This is a genomic window from Acinetobacter sp. AND/436, from assembly GCF_049546925.1.
In the GTDB taxonomy this organism is placed as follows: Bacteria; Pseudomonadota; Gammaproteobacteria; order Pseudomonadales; family Moraxellaceae; genus Acinetobacter; species Acinetobacter indicus.
In genome coordinates this window covers 1-15,037 of sequence record NZ_JBMXBO010000003.1, presented here as the reverse complement: position 1 = coordinate 15,037, position 15,037 = coordinate 1, and the positions used below count along the sequence as shown (strand labels likewise).

Sequence of the window (15,037 nt, the reverse complement as noted above, 5' to 3'; positions counted from 1 at the left end):
ACATGCTCAGTCGTCAATTAGAAGTATCATTACGTTTGGCTGTTAGCATGGCTCGTCAAAAGAGACATGAGTTTCTGACGGTAGAACATTTATTACTGGCTTTGCTCGACAATGATTCTGCAGTAAATGCGCTAAAAGCATGCGGGGCAGATATTATTGTGCTGCGCAAAGAACTTGAAGAATATGTAGAACAACATACCCCTAAACTCGGTGAAAACAGCGATCAGGCACCGCATCCAACGGAAAGCTTTGACCGTATTTTGCAACGAGCAATTTTCCATGTGCAATCCAGTGGTGGTGATCGCACAGTCGAAGGCGCAGATATTCTGGTTGCGATGTATTCGGAACGGGATTCTTTTGCCGTATATCTATTAAAACGCCATCAAATTAACCGTTTAACCTTAACTCAGTATCTTTCTCATGGTACGCGTAAAGAAGAATCGCAAGCCGAAGAAGAAATTGAAGAACTCGATGGGGAAAGCTCAACTTCGGCCAATAGCGGTCCGCTGGAGCTGTATACCACCAACCTCAACAATGAAGCGGTGAAGGGCAAAACTGACCCACTGATTGGCCGTGAAAAAGAAATTGAACGCGCCGCGCAAATCTTATGTCGCCGTCGCAAAAACAACCCGCTGCTGGTCGGTGATCCGGGGGTGGGTAAAACCTCAATTGCCGAAGGTCTGGCCTGGTTAATCGTGAATGGTAAAGCGCCAAAACCACTGCTCAATTCAGAAATTTACAGTCTGGATATTGGTGCCTTGGTGGCCGGAACCAAATACCGCGGTGATTTTGAAAAACGCCTGAAACAGCTGTTAAATGCGTTAAAGAAAAAGCCGGAAGCGATTTTATTTATTGATGAAATCCACATGATTATTGGTGCCGGTTCCAGCATGGGCAGCACCATGGATGCCTCGAACCTGATTAAACCGGCGCTAGCCAATGGCACTTTGCGTTGTATCGGTTCGACCACGTTCCAGGAATATCGTCAGGTCTTTGAGAAAGATCATGCCTTGTCGCGTCGTTTCCAGAAAATTGATGTCAATGAGCCATCAATTCCTGAAACCATTGATATTTTACGTGGCCTGAAATCAAAATTTGAAGATTTCCACCATGTCCAATATGATGATAAAGCACTGGTTTCTGCGGTTGAGTTGTCATCTAAATACATTAATGACCGTTTCTTGCCAGACAAGGCCATTGACGTGATTGATGAAGCCGGTGCACAGCGCCGTCTGAAAGATGAGCAGGAAGATCGTCTGATTACCGTGGAAAATATCGAAGATATTGTGGCGAAAATTGCCCGTATTCCACCGAAAACGGTGTCTAAAGATGACAAGACTGTGCTTGAGCATCTGGAACGTGATCTGAAACGTGTGGTGTTCGGTCAGGATGAAGCGATTGAAGCGTTAGCATCTGCCATCAAACTGTCACGCGCCGGTTTGAAATCGCCTGATAAACCAGTGGGTAGTTTTGTATTTGCCGGCCCGACCGGGGTGGGTAAAACTGAAGTCACCAAGCAGCTGGCCAAATTGCTGGGTGTCGAGCTGGTCCGCTTCGATATGTCGGAGTACATGGAACGCCACGCGGTGTCCCGTTTAATTGGTGCGCCGCCGGGCTATGTCGGTTTTGATCAGGGTGGTTTGCTCACCGATGCGATTCATAAAAATCCGCATTGTGTGCTGCTACTCGATGAAATTGAAAAAGCCCATCCGGATGTGTTTAACCTGTTGCTGCAAATTATGGATCATGGCTCATTGACCGATAATAATGGACGTAAGTCAGACTTCCGTAATGTGGTGCTGGTACTGACCACCAATATTGGGGCAGAAAGTATTTCTCGCGTCAGCATTGGCTTTATGGAACAGGACAATAGCAATGACAACCAGGAAGCAATGAAAAAAGCCTTCTCGCCTGAATTCCGTAACCGTCTGGACAGCGTGATTCAGTTTAAAGCCTTGCCGACCAGCGTGATCGAAAGCGTGGTCGACAAGTTCCTGACTGAACTGCAAGCCCAGCTGGATGAGAAAAAAGTTATTCTTGAAGTAGATCAGGATGCACGTGAATGGATGGCTGAACATGGCTATGACCGTTTAATGGGTGCACGTCCAATGCAGCGCTTAATTCAGGAACACCTGAAGAAACCACTGGCAGAGATGATCCTATTTGGTGAGCTGGCTGAACACGGCGGCAATGTAGCCGTATCTGTCAAGAAAGAAAACGGTAAAGCCACCGGTTTGAAACTTGAAGTATTTGAAGATCAAACCGCTGAACCGGCTTAATCCTGTACTTGAATATGAAAGCCCGTGTATGCACGGGCTTTTGTTTGTTTAAGGTTTATCTTTTTACCTTTCTATTGGAAAGCTGCGCGTCACTTGTATTGTGAGTTTTTATGGATTTTTCTATCACTAAAATTCTGACCACGGTTTGTCTGTTCTTGGTGACGGCGGTGGCGGAAATTTTGGGCTGTTACTTTCCTTATTTAATTTTGAATCAGGGGAAATCACATTGGCTCTGGTTGCCTACGGTATTGGCTCTAGCGGTATTTGTCTGGCTGTTAACCTTGCATCCGGCAGCATCAGGGCGAATTTACGCCGCTTATGGTGGAATTTACATTTTTACCGCGCTGATGTGGCTGAAATTTGTCGATCAAGTCAGTTTAAGTCGTTGGGATCTGCTGGGTGGTCTGGTGGTGATGTGCGGCGCGCTGATTATTATTTTGCAGCCACAAGGACTGGTGCGTTAATTTTTCTATTGTCATTGTTGGCTGAAAATGGGAATTTACTGCGGCAGGATTTACTACCGCAGTTAGTGATTAATCGGGTTGGTTTAGAATTGACATTCCGAATTTTTTAGCTGTAACTGATACTGCTGCTGCGCCGAGCTTAACTGCAGCTCAATCCGGTAGGGATTGACGCGTTGGAACTGATGCTCAAAAATCATCTCGCAATTCTGCAGTAAATTCTTTTTCATGATTTTTTTCACTTCGCTATGGCCAACATCCTGAGCAAACTGCTCGAAATCCGGGCTGCTAATCAAACCTTTCACTTCAACTCGGTCTGCAAATAGCTGCATCTGTTCAATAATCGTATTCTGATCGACCTGATACGGCAGGGTGCGTGAATCTTCCACACTAATAATATTCAGAATTTCATTAAGTCCGGTCGTATTCTTGATTTTGTACTCGGCATCAATGATCTGTTTTTGTTGCAGATACTGGTCCAGTTCACTGGCATGGCTGGTGAATGAAAGGGCACTGAGTCCGAGGGCTAAAACTGTCGACAAATAGATTTTATTGTTCATTCGAGTCACACATTATGAGCTGTATTCTAGACATTTATATCAACATGAATAGGGCGGATAAGCAACCACCCGATCTGGCTTCATCTTTATAAATATAAGAAATATATAATCTATTTATGTGTAAATTCTTGTTTTTAAATAATTTTTAACTAAAAAATTGATTAAAAATTACATTTTGTTTTTTGTGTGAAGTTTCCACTAAAAGTTATATTAGCAACGCGCTTATGCTGTATCTAAGCAAAAATATCTCCTTATGTGGCAAGAGCTTATCGCCTATACATGAGAAATTTCAATAAATTAAAAATGAGGAAGATAAACCTTGAGCCAAGCTTAAACCAAACAGGAAAAAGCCAGTCGAATTAAGGGAATTATCGGGGCGGCCTCGGGCAACCTCGTCGAATGGTTCGATTTCTATATCTATGCTGTATTTGCGGTTTACTTTACCCAAGCGCTGACTGCACCGAACATGGATAGTTCTACCCAGGCCATTTATGTCTGGGGGGTATTTGCGGCAAGCTTCTTTATGCGTCCGATTGGCAGCTGGCTGTTTGGACGTATTGCCGATAAACATGGCCGTAAAAAGTCCATGGTGATTTCCATCTGCCTAATGGCCTTCAGTTCCTTTCTGTTTGCTGCATTGCCGACTTATGAGCAAGTCGGGATGGCGGCACCGTTCCTGCTGTTGCTGGTGCGTTTGTCACAAGGCTTGTCGGTTGGCGGGGAATATGGTGCGGTTGCCACCTATATGAGTGAGCTGGGTTTAAAAGGTCAGCGCGGCTTTTTTGCCTCGTTCTAATATGTGACTTTAACCGGCGGACAGTTACTGGCCAGCTTGCTGGGTGTAATTTTCCTGAGTTTTATGACCGAGCAGCAGTTACAGGATGGCGGCTGGCGTATTCCGTTTGTGATTGGTGGTCTGGCTGCCATTGCCTCACTGCTGGCACGAAGCCGTCTGGAAGAAACGTTGTCACATGAAGACAGCGATAAAGAAGAGTCGGGCAGCTTAAAAGAGCTGTTTAAAAATCACTGGAAAACTTTCTTGCTGGTGGTGGGCTATACCTCGGCGGGTTCACTTAGTTTCTATGTGATTACGGTTTATTCCAAAACCTATCTGACCAATATCGGCATTGATTCGCAGACGGTCGGGCTAATCATGACGGGCTGTATTTTTATTCTGATGGTGGCGCAGCCATTCTTCGGGATTTTATCAGACAGGATTGGTCGCAGAAATTCGATGCTGCTGTTTAGTGGTCTGATGGCGATTGCCATTTATCCTGTTATGGCAATCGGGATGCGTGCCTTTAGTGATTCACCCATGATGGTGGCCTTGCTGTTGATTTTCCTGATGATGCTGTTAAGTCTGTATACCTCGATCAGTGGAATTGTAAAAGCGGAAATGTTCCTACCGCATGTGCGTGCACTCGGTGTTGGTTTCTCTTATGCGGTTGGTAATGCAGTATTTGGCGGCTCAGCCCCTTCAGTGGCTTTACAGTTTAAATCAGCCGGTATTGAAAACAGTTTCTTTATCTATGTGATTGTGATGCTGGTGATCTGTTTCTTCTATAGTCTACAAATTCCTCGTGAAGCGCGCTATTTAAAAGATGATCATTAATCCGGATTTCATGACTTGATCAAAACGAAAAAAGCACCGGGAATGAACGGTGCTTTTTTATCTTGATGCGGTTAGCAATTATTTTAAATGCTCGTTGATCAGGAATTCCATTAGGGCTTTTTGTGCGTGTAGACGGTTTTCCGCTTCATCCCAAACCACAGAATTTTTATGATCCAGCATATTTTCTGAAATTTCTTCACCGCGGTGTGCAGGCAGGCAGTGCATGAACAGACAATCTGGATGCGCTAGATCCATGAGGCGTTCATTAACCTGATAGTTGGCAAATGCCTGTTCACGGATTTTCTGTTCTTCTTCTTGACCCATGCTGGCCCACACGTCGGTCACGATTAAATCGGCATTGACTGCGGCATCTTCAGCAGAATCGACCAGTTCAACACAGTGAGCAAATTCAGACAGGAATTTTTCTTGTGGCTCATAACCTTTAGGTGCGGCCACTTTCAGCTTGAAGCCCCACATGTGTGCCGCTTCAATATACGAGTTACACATGTTGTTGCCATCACCAATCCAGGCCACGGTTTTGCCTTCGATTGGACCGCGATGCTCAAGGAAGGTTTGCATATCGGCCAGTAATTGACATGGATGATGATCGTCAGTTAAGGCATTAATCACCGGCACTTTGGAATAAGAAGCAAAACGCTCCACAATGTCATGTCCAAAGGTACGAATCATGACAATATCCAGCATGCTTGAAATCACGCGTGCTGAATCTTCAATAGGCTCACCACGACCTAACTGGGTGTCGCGTGGAGATAAGAAAATTGCGCTACCACCAAACTGATTCATACCAGCTTCAAACGATACACGGGTACGGGTACTCGACTTCTCAAAAATCATGCCCAAAACTTTACCAATAAAAGGTTGGAAAACTTCATGCTGATGCTGCTTGCGTTTAAGTTCAATTGCGCGTTGCAAAATCTGGTTAAGTTCTAAAGTCGACAGGTCGCGTAAAGTGAGAAAGTGACGTAGAGCCATTCGTTACTCCACAATAATTGCTGAAATTGAAATCAAAACAACAATTAGTTGTTGGTTGGTTAAATAAAATAGGGAATCGGCTAATATACTATATTGAATCGAAATTGCAAAAAACTAGACGATTTGGTGACCTTGCAGAAAGTGATCGACACAGTAATGAATATAGTCATCTGTGGTTTGCGGGTCATCCTGAACAGGCAAGCCCATTAAAATCCGCCATTCCAGATTACGCAGAATGCCAAAGAACAGCTGCGCTGAATAAAGTGAATTCTCACAGCGAATCAGACCCTGGGCGGCGGCATGATCCAGCGCATGTGCAATGGAAGTTTGCAAATGCTTGGGGCCTTGTTCATAGATATAACGCGCCAGTTCCACATTGTGCTGGGTGCGCTCCAAAATTAACCTTAAAAAGGCAGAATTGGCCGGCACACTTAAATGGCTTTTAAAATTATCTAGTGTATGAATTAAATAAGCCCGTAAATCACCCTCAAAAGATTCAAAGGGTAAGCAAATGTCTTTAAAGAACTTTTCCGCACGATAATCACAAATGGCGGTAAACAGGCCTTCTTTATTGCCAAAATATTTATAGATAAAGGCCTTGGAACCACCGGCATGATGCACGATATCATCCAGCGAGACAGCATCGTAGCCATGTTCCAGAAACAGGTCATTGGCGCTCAATAATAAAGCCAGACAGCGTTCATGCCCACGCTTGGTCGGAGGGACATCTTTGCTAAAGGGTTCTAACTGAGCCAAATCATGCATAATCAGGGAGCAGGCCGCCAATTGGTAAGGAATAAATATAATTGTAGCAAATATATGACCGCTTGGCATGGAATAGCGTAGACGGAAATGTATTGACTTTTTTCTTATAGATTTACTTGAATATTTGACTAAAGTTTTAGGGACTTTATTCTAATTGGTCATGGTTTAGGCAAAGATTCTGAGTATACTCAAGCCTCAATAATTAGAAACTACTGTGGAAAGGACGATGACAGAACAAACATCTGCAGGCTTAAGATTCAGACAGGCGCTGGACACGGAAAAGCCCTTACAAATTATCGGTACAGTCAATGCCTATGCAGCCATGATGGCAAAACAGGTCGGCTATAAAGCCATTTATGTATCGGGTGCAGGTGTCGCCAATTATTCCTACGGTTTGCCGGATTTGGGCATGACCAGCCTCGATAATGTCCTGGAAGATGTACGCCGTATTACAGAACGTGTCGATACACCTGTGCTGGTGGATATTGATACCGGCTGGGGCGGTGCATTTAATATTGGCCGTACCATCAAGCAAATGATTGCAGCAGGTGCTGCTGCGGTGCATATTGAAGATCAGGTGGCGCAAAAACGCTGTGGCCATCGCCCGAACAAGGAAATTGTGACCCAGCAGGAAATGGTGGATCGTATTAAAGCGGCAGTCGATGCCAAAACTGATCCCAACTTTGTGGTGATGGCGCGTACCGATGCCTTGCAAAAAGAAGGTTTGCAGGCGGTGATTGACCGGGCCTGTGCCTGTGTCGAGGCAGGTGCAGATGCCATTTTTGCAGAAGCCATGACCGACATTACCATGTACAAAACTGTTTGTGATGCAGTCGGTGTACCGGTACTGGCCAACATTACCGAATTTGGTGATACGCCGTATTACACCACTGATGAACTAGCTGAGCAGGGCGTGCGTATGGTGTTATATCCATTGTCGGCAACACGTGCAATGCAAAAAGCAGCGCTGGAAGTGATGCAGTCGATTCGTGAGCATGGCACACAAACCCATGTGCTGGATAAAATGCAGCAACGCAAAGAATTATATGAATTTTTAGATTACCACACCTTTGAAAACACATTAGATAAACTGTTCAAGCAGGAGAATTAAAACAATGGCTGAAGGAAAAGTACTGACTGGCGCTGGATTGCGCGGACAAGTCGCAGGGAAAACCGCATTATCGACGGTTGGAAAAAGCGGTGCGGGTCTGACCTATCGTGGTTATGACGTGCAGGATCTGGCAGAAAACTGCCAGTTTGAGGAAGTCGCTTATCTGATCTTCTTTGGTGAATTACCTACCACCGAACAGCTAACCAGCTATAAAGCCAAGCTGAAATCTTTACGTCAGTTACCAGATGCACTAAAAGAAGTGCTGGAGCGTATTCCGGCCGATTCACATCCCATGGATGTAATGCGTACCGGCGTGTCGATGCTTGGCAATCTGGAAACCGAACAGTCGTTTGATGTACAGCAAGATGTTGCTGACCGTATTCTGGCCGCTTTACCGGGCATTATCTGTTACTGGTACCGTTTTAGCCATGACGGCGTACGTGTTGATGAAAATACCGATGATGATTCAATTGGCGCGCAATTCCTGCATCTGTTACGTGGTGAAAAACCAAATGAGTTGCATGAACAGGTGATGAACGTGTCGTTAATTCTGTATGCAGAGCATGAGTTTAACGCATCCACCTTTACGGCGCGCGTGTGTGCATCAACCTTGTCTGATATGCATTCATGTATTACCGGCGCGATTGGTTCACTGCGTGGTCCACTGCACGGCGGTGCCAATGAAGCGGCCATGGAAATGATTGAAAACTGGACCTCTCCAGAAGAAGCTGAGCGTGAAATGCTGGGCATGCTGGAGCGTAAAGAGAAAATCATGGGCTTTGGTCATGCTATTTATAAGGACAATGACCCGCGTAATGGCATTATTAAAGTCTGGTCAGAGCGTCTGGCCAAAGATGTGGGTGATACCGTACTTTATCCAGTATCGGTCCGCTGTGAAGAAGTGATGTGGCGCGAGAAAAAACTGTTCTGTAACGCAGACTTCTTCCATGCTTCGGCCTATCACTTTATGGGTATTCCGACCAAGCTGTTCACGCCAATCTTTGTGATGTCGCGTGTGACCGGTTGGGCGGCGCATGTGATGGAACAGCGTGCAGATAACCGTATTATCCGTCCAAGCGCGGATTATACCGGTCCAGAACTGCGTAAAGTGGTGCCAATTGCAGAGCGTACTTCGGCGGCTTAATCTACCGTGTACTTGAATAAAGCCTCATCTGAGGCTTTATTTTTTGCTGCTATATTTTTTCCGCTCCTTTTTGCTGTTATTGAGGAGTGCTGAGTAGAACCGGATCTTCAATCGGATAGCCCATTTCAAACGGAATGCCTAAATATTTCACAGTCACCAGCATTTTTGACTGCTGCGGAATGTTATAGGCCTGGTGAATGTTCAAGCCTTGCTTATAACTGGTGGCTTGCTGGACGGTACTGCGGAAGTTCCCTACATTAACCTGATAACAATATTGCCACTGCGGTACCGCTTCCGTACCATTAATCCAGTTGGCACTACGTTTGCTACTGTGCAAAACCTTAATTTGCGCCTGTTGCGTACTAATCTTGGTTAAGGGTTTTAAGCGGTTTTTAATTTTGGCCAACTCGGCATTAAAGCGGGTAGGTGGCTGGTCATAGTCAATCTTTTTGGTTTTGGGATTAATATACAGCGAGTTGACCTGAACCAGCTGATTCGGCTGTTTAGATTTAAAGTTGTAATAATACAGCTGCGGCAAACGGCCACGGCCATCTTCATAATGGCGCAGCAGATAGACTTTTTGATCTTTCTGGTCATAGCCCAGCACTTCAATCCGTTGCTGGCCGCCGACGGTGGCAAAACTGATGATGGGCAGACAGGCCAAAGCAGAAAATAAGAATGGTTGAACCAGTTTCATACTTCGACTCCACATTGCAGGATATGGTTTTACTTTAAGCTAAAATCATGGAGAAAAGATGAGAAACAGTGTATCTAGGCGGGTGAAGATAAAATAAGCGCCAATACTTCCTGTGCCACCAAGTGAGTCAGCTGATCCAGCCGTTCAATCGGGCTACCATCCAGCAGATAATGAAAATTATGCAATTGCTGCTGATAGTGAATGGCAATATAAAAAGTGCCTTCGGGTTTCTCTGCAGAGGCGCTGCCACCAGGTTTCAGCAAGCCGGTACAGGCCACCACAATATTGGCCTGTTTAAATAGAGCCTGGCCATGCAAGGCCATCTGCGCGGTAATTTCCGCAGATTCCGCCGTGTAATGCGCAATCAGTGCCGGATCAATCTGTAACAGGTTGGCTTTAATGCTCGGGTCATAGCTGACCAGCGCCCCGAGTAAAATATCTGCGCCGCTATTTTTATAAATTGAAAACTGACTGCATAAATAGCCTGAGCTGGCACTTTCAATAAAAGCAATGGTCAGTTGCTGTTGTTCTAGTGCATCACAGCAGCGTTTCAGCATGATGAATCTCCATTTCTTCTTCTTTTCCAAGCGATTTTAAGCGAGATCAGCCTCAATCTTGTTGCGGATTCAGGCATTTAGCACTAAAGATCGCGCGTTCCGGTTTCAATTGTATAGCAGTTAGGCGAAACTCGAAATTATCGGTTTATTCTGCTGCAAAAGAATGGTAAAACTAAAAATAAAGTGCTTAGTGAAAGTAGGTTAATACAATGAAAACGATTGTGAAATATATGGTCTTAAAAGACCTCGACTACCAGTTAGGAACCTTACTTTTCCAGGAAGAATTACAGGCCGATGCTTTATATTTTGACCAGATTCCTGAAGTAATTTCTTATCAGAACCATCAGTTTAAAGTGATTAGTAAAGAACTGAAACGCGTCCAGAATGCAGCAGAGCCAGAAAACCTACAACGTATTATTGTCAAAGTCGTGACTGTGGCATAATACGGAAAGTCGCCTGCGGGCGGCTTTTTTATACGCCTTATTTTTAAAAACTGTTGCAATAACAAAGCCTGAATTAACAAGAAAGCTGAAATATTGACCAAAGCCATACAGCGCGGCTGTCTTAAATCATGAACAATAAAAACAGTTCAACACAACAATAAAGACAGGAGTCGATGATGGCTAAACCAGAAAAAACCTCGAATGAAAAGACCCAGCAACAGCAACCTCAACCCAAGACCGATTCACAAGTGATTCCAAATAAAAAGAATCCGCATCCACAACATCCAAGAGATAAACAGGATACCGCCGTACAGCGCTAAGTCTGGGGGATGTTTATCCATCAGCTCCTTTTCTCATAGTTAAATCAAACGTGTTGCAGGGCAGGAAGCATCAGTATAGCGCAGAGCTCGCAGCAGTTTGATCAAGGAGATGCAAGATGAAGATCGGTTTATTATTTGGCATGTTTGCCAGTTGTACGCTGATGGCATGTCAAAGCGTACCTTCTACACCAGCACAACAGGTAGATGTGACCAAGTCCTTAGGTTTAAAGCAGTGTGAGGGGGATGATCCCAAAGTGCGTTTACAGCAGCTGAAAGAGCAACTGCAGCAGGCCGGGATAGAAGTTTATAATGAAGCACTCGGGCATGATGGTCTGGTACATATTACCGTATGTGGTGCCAGTACCGGCCAGACTGCCATCTTTACCATTTCGGCAACACAACTGGGTGCGGCGCAAGGCTTGGGTTATCAGCTAACGCCAGCACCTTAGTCAATAAAATGTGATAAGTAACGTTTTGAAATTACTTTGAAAAATATGACTTATCGTTTAAAAAAATAAAAAATGGAAGCTTTTGCCAATGCTGGAAATCCAGGAAAATAGGACAATTTTAATCAGGAAATATGCGCTGTAAATTCTTATTTTCTCTTGACTTTTCTCTTTATGAGTTTGAGTCCATACATCCCTCGTATGGACTCTTTTTTTGCCTGGATTTTAATAGAAATGTAATTTATTAAAATATTTTAAACAATGGTAAAAATCGAGCAAAGCTAAATAACTGATATTTTTTATATTATATATCTATATATTATTTTTTCTATATTCTTAAAAATGAAACTTTTGCTACTTATATTTAAAACTAATGAATAAAGGTTAAAGTGAGGTTAAAGCAGATGAACGATGTCAGCTTGGAGTTTTTAAATCAGGCCATTGATAAGTGCCTAAAAGAGGGCAAGAAACCGAAAAAACTACGTTTGGGCTATAAATTGTATGCGCATTTTATGCATGATATGCGTTTTTCCAAGGAAGTCCGAGATTCTGCACTCGATCCGGACAAGCGCCGTTATCGTGGAATCAAGCTAAAAGTGACCCAAGATGAGTATGAATTAAGTTTTGTGGAAAAAGAATAATCCGTATTTTTAAATAGATAAAAAAATTAAATGTTATTTTTTGCTAATTTTGGTGATAGAAATTTAATATAAATTACCAAGTATTCTGGATTTATATACATGTAGGGGATGTATATTATAAATAGGTGAGCTTTTGTAATATAATGCAATTGGTCATATCACTAATTCTTGGTATAAGAACAGAACAATAATAAGAAAGGAGTATGGATATGAAAGTGAATACACGACGGTCTTTAGATATTACGGTTCTGGTGAGTGCTTCATGTATTATCACCTGTCTGATTTACTTATTAGGGCAAAACAGAGTCGTGCTCTTTTAAAAATAAAAACCACCTTCGGGTGGTTTTTATTTTCCAGTTGAGATTCGTTAAACCATATTAACCTTCAATCTGACAGGCTTCTGCGCAGGCACGACAGGCGCGGGCACAGTTTTGACAATGTTCATCTTCATGCTGGCCACATTCTTCGGCACACAGTTCACAGGCTTTGGCACACAGGTCCATGGCTAAATGATGTAGCTCCGAGTTGCGAACTTCAAAGGCAACACAGAGTTTGCAGGTTTCAACACAGTCCAAACAGCGCTGGATGCAGGTTCGCATCATCTGCACATGTTCTTCGTGTAAACAGGCATCTGCGCAGCGTTGACAAGCAACAATGCATTCCAGACAGGCCTGTATTGAAAGCGAAGATTGTTGAACGGATGAAAGATGCGGCAGCTGATTCATAAGCAGATCCTCGAATAAAGTCCGGTTGATGTCAAAATTTATTGCGGTATTTCAATCCAGGTTTCTTGTACTTCTTGCAGGTTTTTAATCAGGATTATACGCTGCTCACAAATATCACCCACCCAAGATAGCGGGATCAGATGTGCTTTGCCTTCGGCATCCTGACTTAGTTGGATTCGATCTAAATCCAGAAACTGTTCAATTTGGCCCAGATGAACGCCATTAGCGGTAAAGACCTCCGCATGTTGTTGCACATGATGACGAAACTTGGCCATACTACTGCCTCAAGAACAGGATTTTTTCACTCTAATGCAAGCTATCGTACAAAAGATGAAAAGCAATAAAAGCGATACAAATCAGCGGCAGATATTCACGTCGTATTAAACGGTTACATGCTTTTAAATAGAATAAAGAGAGGCGTGGGTTTTATTTATATACAAAAGTATTTTATTTATGACAGGATTGTCCTATTTAGGCTTTGTTGCACAAAGATTTCATAACTATATGATTTTAAAGGTTTTGATTATTTTTTGATCCAAAATTAAATTTATTTAAATCAGATGCTTACATATTTATGCAACAAAGCCGGTTCGAATCCTACATGGCGTGCCAGATAAGCAAGATTGATTATTAAGTGATCTTTTTGAATAAATGATGATCAAGTTATTAATAAATATAACTTAATTATTACACGCTAAAACATTCTGCATATATTTCTTATACTTACTTATGGTGAGTAGCTGGTATCTTGTGTTCATTCTTAGAACTTCACAACAAAAAGAGATGATGTAACTACAGCCCGTTTAGCCCACCCAGGCTAAGCGGGCTTTTTTTTAAGGGAAAAGAATATGTTTAACTTCCTATTCTGCTTATTCGGCCTGCATGGTGCGACTGAGATCGATTACACGATTGATGATGAAGAGATCAAAGTATGTCGTGATTGTTTGAAAGAAGTTAAGTAGGCCCACTCATAGGAATGGATCACGTCTTGCTTTTTTTGATTCAATGTAAGTTAAGATTGAGGCCACAACTAACAATGCTCCAATTGCCATGAAAAATGAATCCTTTGTATAAATCCCAAGCCCAAAACCAATGACACCTCCAGTAAGTAATAATACGGAGAATATCAGTAAAAAAGTGTATTTCATGACTTTCATCACAATAAATTAATAGTTGATAGAAATTTAAAGCATTATTGTTAATGTTGCATTAACAAATAATTACATTTGCCGAACGGATTACGGCGCATGAAACCCCACTCAATTCTGGAGACTTGAGTGGGGTTTTTCTTTTCTTATTGGTGGTGGTCATGGTTGATCGTGTTGAAGCATTTAAAAACTTAGAAATACTCAAAGCAAACCAGGCGCGGTTAATGAATTACAACCATTTGTTTTCAAACCATGCGTTCAGACAGAATTGCGCTGCTGAGTTAAGAGAGATCGGCAGGCAGATTTATAACATAGAGAAGCAACTCAATGCGAAGTCCTAAGCGACTCGCTGAGATTCGTAAGCTTCCGTGTATTCGATGCGGTAATCCAAACTCACAGGCGGCTCACAGTAATTCAGCAAAACACGGCAAAGGCAGAGGAATCAAGGCTAGTGATGCCTTTGTAATTCCATTATGTGCAATCTGTCATGCCGCATTTGATCGTTTTGAATTGGGCAACCGAGAACAAAGTGAAGCCATGTTTGAAAAGTGGCTGGTCAAAACAGAATTGATGATGCGCAAAAATGAGGATGTGTTTTGATGAATACAAAAGTCAAACTCGAGCCTGCATGCTTTGTTATCAAATCATTTGAAGAAGTAGGTCGTGCTATTGCGTATATGCACAGGCATCATGCGGATGCTTTGAGTGATGGCAAGCCTTTGGTAGTTCGCATAGATCAGAAGCAAGAAGATCGAAGCAAGGCGCAGAATAGACTCTATTGGCTGTGGGTTGCTCAATTCGCGAAGCATCAAGGCACTGATAAAGATACAGAGCATTTGTTTTTCAAAAGAGAGTTTTTGTCACGTATCTACAATCGAGATGATGTCGGTCAATACAGAAAGACGTTTGCAGCAGTAAAGGCTTTGAAAGATCAAAAACACCCGATGTATCAGCAAGTGGCTGATGGGTTGAATGAATTAATCACAACTACTGATGCCAGTGTCGAGCAGTTTGCTGAGTATTTGAATGACATACATGCATTCTGTTTGAAGCATGGGAAACATTTAAGTACACCTGATGATTTGATGTGGAATTAACTTAAACTTATTTAAGATCAAATAGAAGGCAGTTGAAT

General features: G+C 43.0%; 18 protein-coding genes and 1 pseudogene. 12 read left to right on the top strand and 7 right to left on the bottom strand.

Annotation, left to right across the window (positions count from 1 at the left end; translation table 11 throughout):
* Window positions 1-2 precede the first annotated feature (2 nt).
* Together clpA and ACPEPR_RS03190 are read left to right on the top strand one after the other, a co-directional pair.
* Window positions 3-2,279 (top strand): ATP-dependent Clp protease ATP-binding subunit ClpA, encoded by a 2,277-nt coding sequence (clpA, locus tag ACPEPR_RS03195; protein ID WP_005177712.1) that lies wholly within the window; start codon window positions 3-5, stop codon window positions 2,277-2,279.
* 110 nt (window positions 2,280-2,389) lie between these two features.
* A complete protein-coding gene (locus tag ACPEPR_RS03190; protein ID WP_005177718.1) occupies window positions 2,390-2,743 on the top strand; it encodes a YnfA family protein in 354 nt (117 codons plus the stop codon).
* Window positions 2,744-2,826: 83 nt separating this feature from the next.
* Here the strand turns inward: ACPEPR_RS03190 and ACPEPR_RS03185 are convergent, their stop codons facing one another.
* Window positions 2,827-3,300 carry a hypothetical protein gene (locus ACPEPR_RS03185; protein ID WP_016658171.1) on the bottom strand — a complete coding sequence of 158 codons (474 nt, stop codon included), beginning with the start codon at window positions 3,298-3,300 and terminating at the stop codon, window positions 2,827-2,829.
* 358 nt (window positions 3,301-3,658) lie between these two features.
* On the opposite strand from ACPEPR_RS03185, the pseudogene ACPEPR_RS03180 reads away from it, so the two are divergent.
* Window positions 3,659-4,912 (top strand): annotated as a pseudogene (locus tag ACPEPR_RS03180) (MFS transporter).
* Between the two features lie 78 nt (window positions 4,913-4,990).
* On the opposite strand, the gene argF reads toward ACPEPR_RS03180, so the two are convergent.
* Both argF and ACPEPR_RS03170 read right to left on the bottom strand, forming a co-directional pair.
* The gene (gene argF, locus ACPEPR_RS03175; RefSeq protein ID WP_005177730.1) at window positions 4,991-5,905 is read right to left on the bottom strand and encodes an ornithine carbamoyltransferase; all 915 of its coding nucleotides are present in this window, start codon (window positions 5,903-5,905) and stop codon (window positions 4,991-4,993) included.
* Window positions 5,906-6,019: 114 nt separating this feature from the next.
* A complete protein-coding gene (locus ACPEPR_RS03170) occupies window positions 6,020-6,670 on the bottom strand; it encodes a TetR/AcrR family transcriptional regulator (protein WP_075167741.1) in 651 nt (216 codons plus the stop codon).
* A 226-nt stretch (window positions 6,671-6,896) separates the two neighbouring features.
* On the opposite strand from ACPEPR_RS03170, the gene prpB reads away from it, so the two are divergent.
* Together prpB and prpC are read left to right on the top strand one after the other, a co-directional pair.
* Window positions 6,897-7,781 (top strand): methylisocitrate lyase, encoded by an 885-nt coding sequence (gene prpB, locus ACPEPR_RS03165; RefSeq protein ID WP_016658168.1) that lies wholly within the window; start codon window positions 6,897-6,899, stop codon window positions 7,779-7,781.
* A gap of 4 nt (window positions 7,782-7,785) precedes the next feature.
* Complete coding sequence (gene prpC / locus ACPEPR_RS03160) at window positions 7,786-8,925, top strand: bifunctional 2-methylcitrate synthase/citrate synthase (protein WP_045795691.1); 1,140 nt, start codon at window positions 7,786-7,788, stop codon at window positions 8,923-8,925.
* Window positions 8,926-9,001: 76 nt separating this feature from the next.
* Here the strand turns inward: prpC and ACPEPR_RS03155 are convergent, their stop codons facing one another.
* Together ACPEPR_RS03155 and ACPEPR_RS03150 are read right to left on the bottom strand one after the other, a co-directional pair.
* On the bottom strand, window positions 9,002-9,622 hold the full coding sequence (locus ACPEPR_RS03155) for an aminotransferase (RefSeq protein WP_423561917.1): 621 nt from the start codon (window positions 9,620-9,622) through the stop codon (window positions 9,002-9,004).
* A gap of 74 nt (window positions 9,623-9,696) precedes the next feature.
* Entirely contained in the window at window positions 9,697-10,179 is a 483-nt protein-coding gene (locus tag ACPEPR_RS03150) for a CinA family protein (RefSeq protein ID WP_423561916.1), read from the bottom strand.
* 209 nt (window positions 10,180-10,388) lie between these two features.
* On the opposite strand from ACPEPR_RS03150, the gene ACPEPR_RS03145 reads away from it, so the two are divergent.
* From ACPEPR_RS03145 to ACPEPR_RS03130, 4 genes are all read left to right on the top strand, one after another.
* Window positions 10,389-10,622, top strand: coding sequence for a hypothetical protein (locus ACPEPR_RS03145; protein WP_005177745.1), 234 nt, complete (start codon window positions 10,389-10,391; stop codon window positions 10,620-10,622).
* Between the two features lie 176 nt (window positions 10,623-10,798).
* Window positions 10,799-10,942 (top strand): hypothetical protein, encoded by a 144-nt coding sequence (locus ACPEPR_RS03140; RefSeq protein WP_005177747.1) that lies wholly within the window; start codon window positions 10,799-10,801, stop codon window positions 10,940-10,942.
* 116 nt (window positions 10,943-11,058) lie between these two features.
* Window positions 11,059-11,391 carry a hypothetical protein gene (locus tag ACPEPR_RS03135; RefSeq protein ID WP_160241333.1) on the top strand — a complete coding sequence of 111 codons (333 nt, stop codon included), beginning with the start codon at window positions 11,059-11,061 and terminating at the stop codon, window positions 11,389-11,391.
* 401 nt (window positions 11,392-11,792) lie between these two features.
* Window positions 11,793-12,029 carry a hypothetical protein gene (locus ACPEPR_RS03130; protein WP_005177751.1) on the top strand — a complete coding sequence of 79 codons (237 nt, stop codon included), beginning with the start codon at window positions 11,793-11,795 and terminating at the stop codon, window positions 12,027-12,029.
* 377 nt (window positions 12,030-12,406) lie between these two features.
* On the opposite strand, the gene ACPEPR_RS03125 is transcribed toward ACPEPR_RS03130, so the two are convergent.
* The gene (locus ACPEPR_RS03125) at window positions 12,407-12,754 is read right to left on the bottom strand and encodes a four-helix bundle copper-binding protein (RefSeq protein ID WP_016658164.1); all 348 of its coding nucleotides are present in this window, start codon (window positions 12,752-12,754) and stop codon (window positions 12,407-12,409) included.
* A gap of 38 nt (window positions 12,755-12,792) precedes the next feature.
* The gene (locus ACPEPR_RS03120) at window positions 12,793-13,029 is read right to left on the bottom strand and encodes a DUF2171 domain-containing protein (RefSeq protein ID WP_075174873.1); all 237 of its coding nucleotides are present in this window, start codon (window positions 13,027-13,029) and stop codon (window positions 12,793-12,795) included.
* A gap of 1,034 nt (window positions 13,030-14,063) precedes the next feature.
* Between ACPEPR_RS03120 and ACPEPR_RS03115 the strand changes: the two genes are divergently transcribed.
* Genes ACPEPR_RS03115 through ACPEPR_RS03105 form a run of 3 tightly spaced genes read left to right on the top strand, consistent with a single transcriptional unit; the run spans window position 14,064 to window position 14,999 of the window.
* Window positions 14,064-14,243 (top strand): hypothetical protein, encoded by a 180-nt coding sequence (locus ACPEPR_RS03115; protein WP_286423124.1) that lies wholly within the window; start codon window positions 14,064-14,066, stop codon window positions 14,241-14,243.
* A complete protein-coding gene (locus ACPEPR_RS03110; protein WP_423561915.1) occupies window positions 14,230-14,502 on the top strand; it encodes a hypothetical protein in 273 nt (90 codons plus the stop codon). Before ACPEPR_RS03115 ends, ACPEPR_RS03110 begins: the two co-directional genes overlap by 14 nt.
* On the top strand, window positions 14,502-14,999 hold the full coding sequence (locus tag ACPEPR_RS03105; RefSeq protein WP_286423126.1) for a hypothetical protein: 498 nt from the start codon (window positions 14,502-14,504) through the stop codon (window positions 14,997-14,999). Before ACPEPR_RS03110 ends, ACPEPR_RS03105 begins: the two co-directional genes overlap by 1 nt.
* Window positions 15,000-15,037 lie beyond the last annotated feature (38 nt).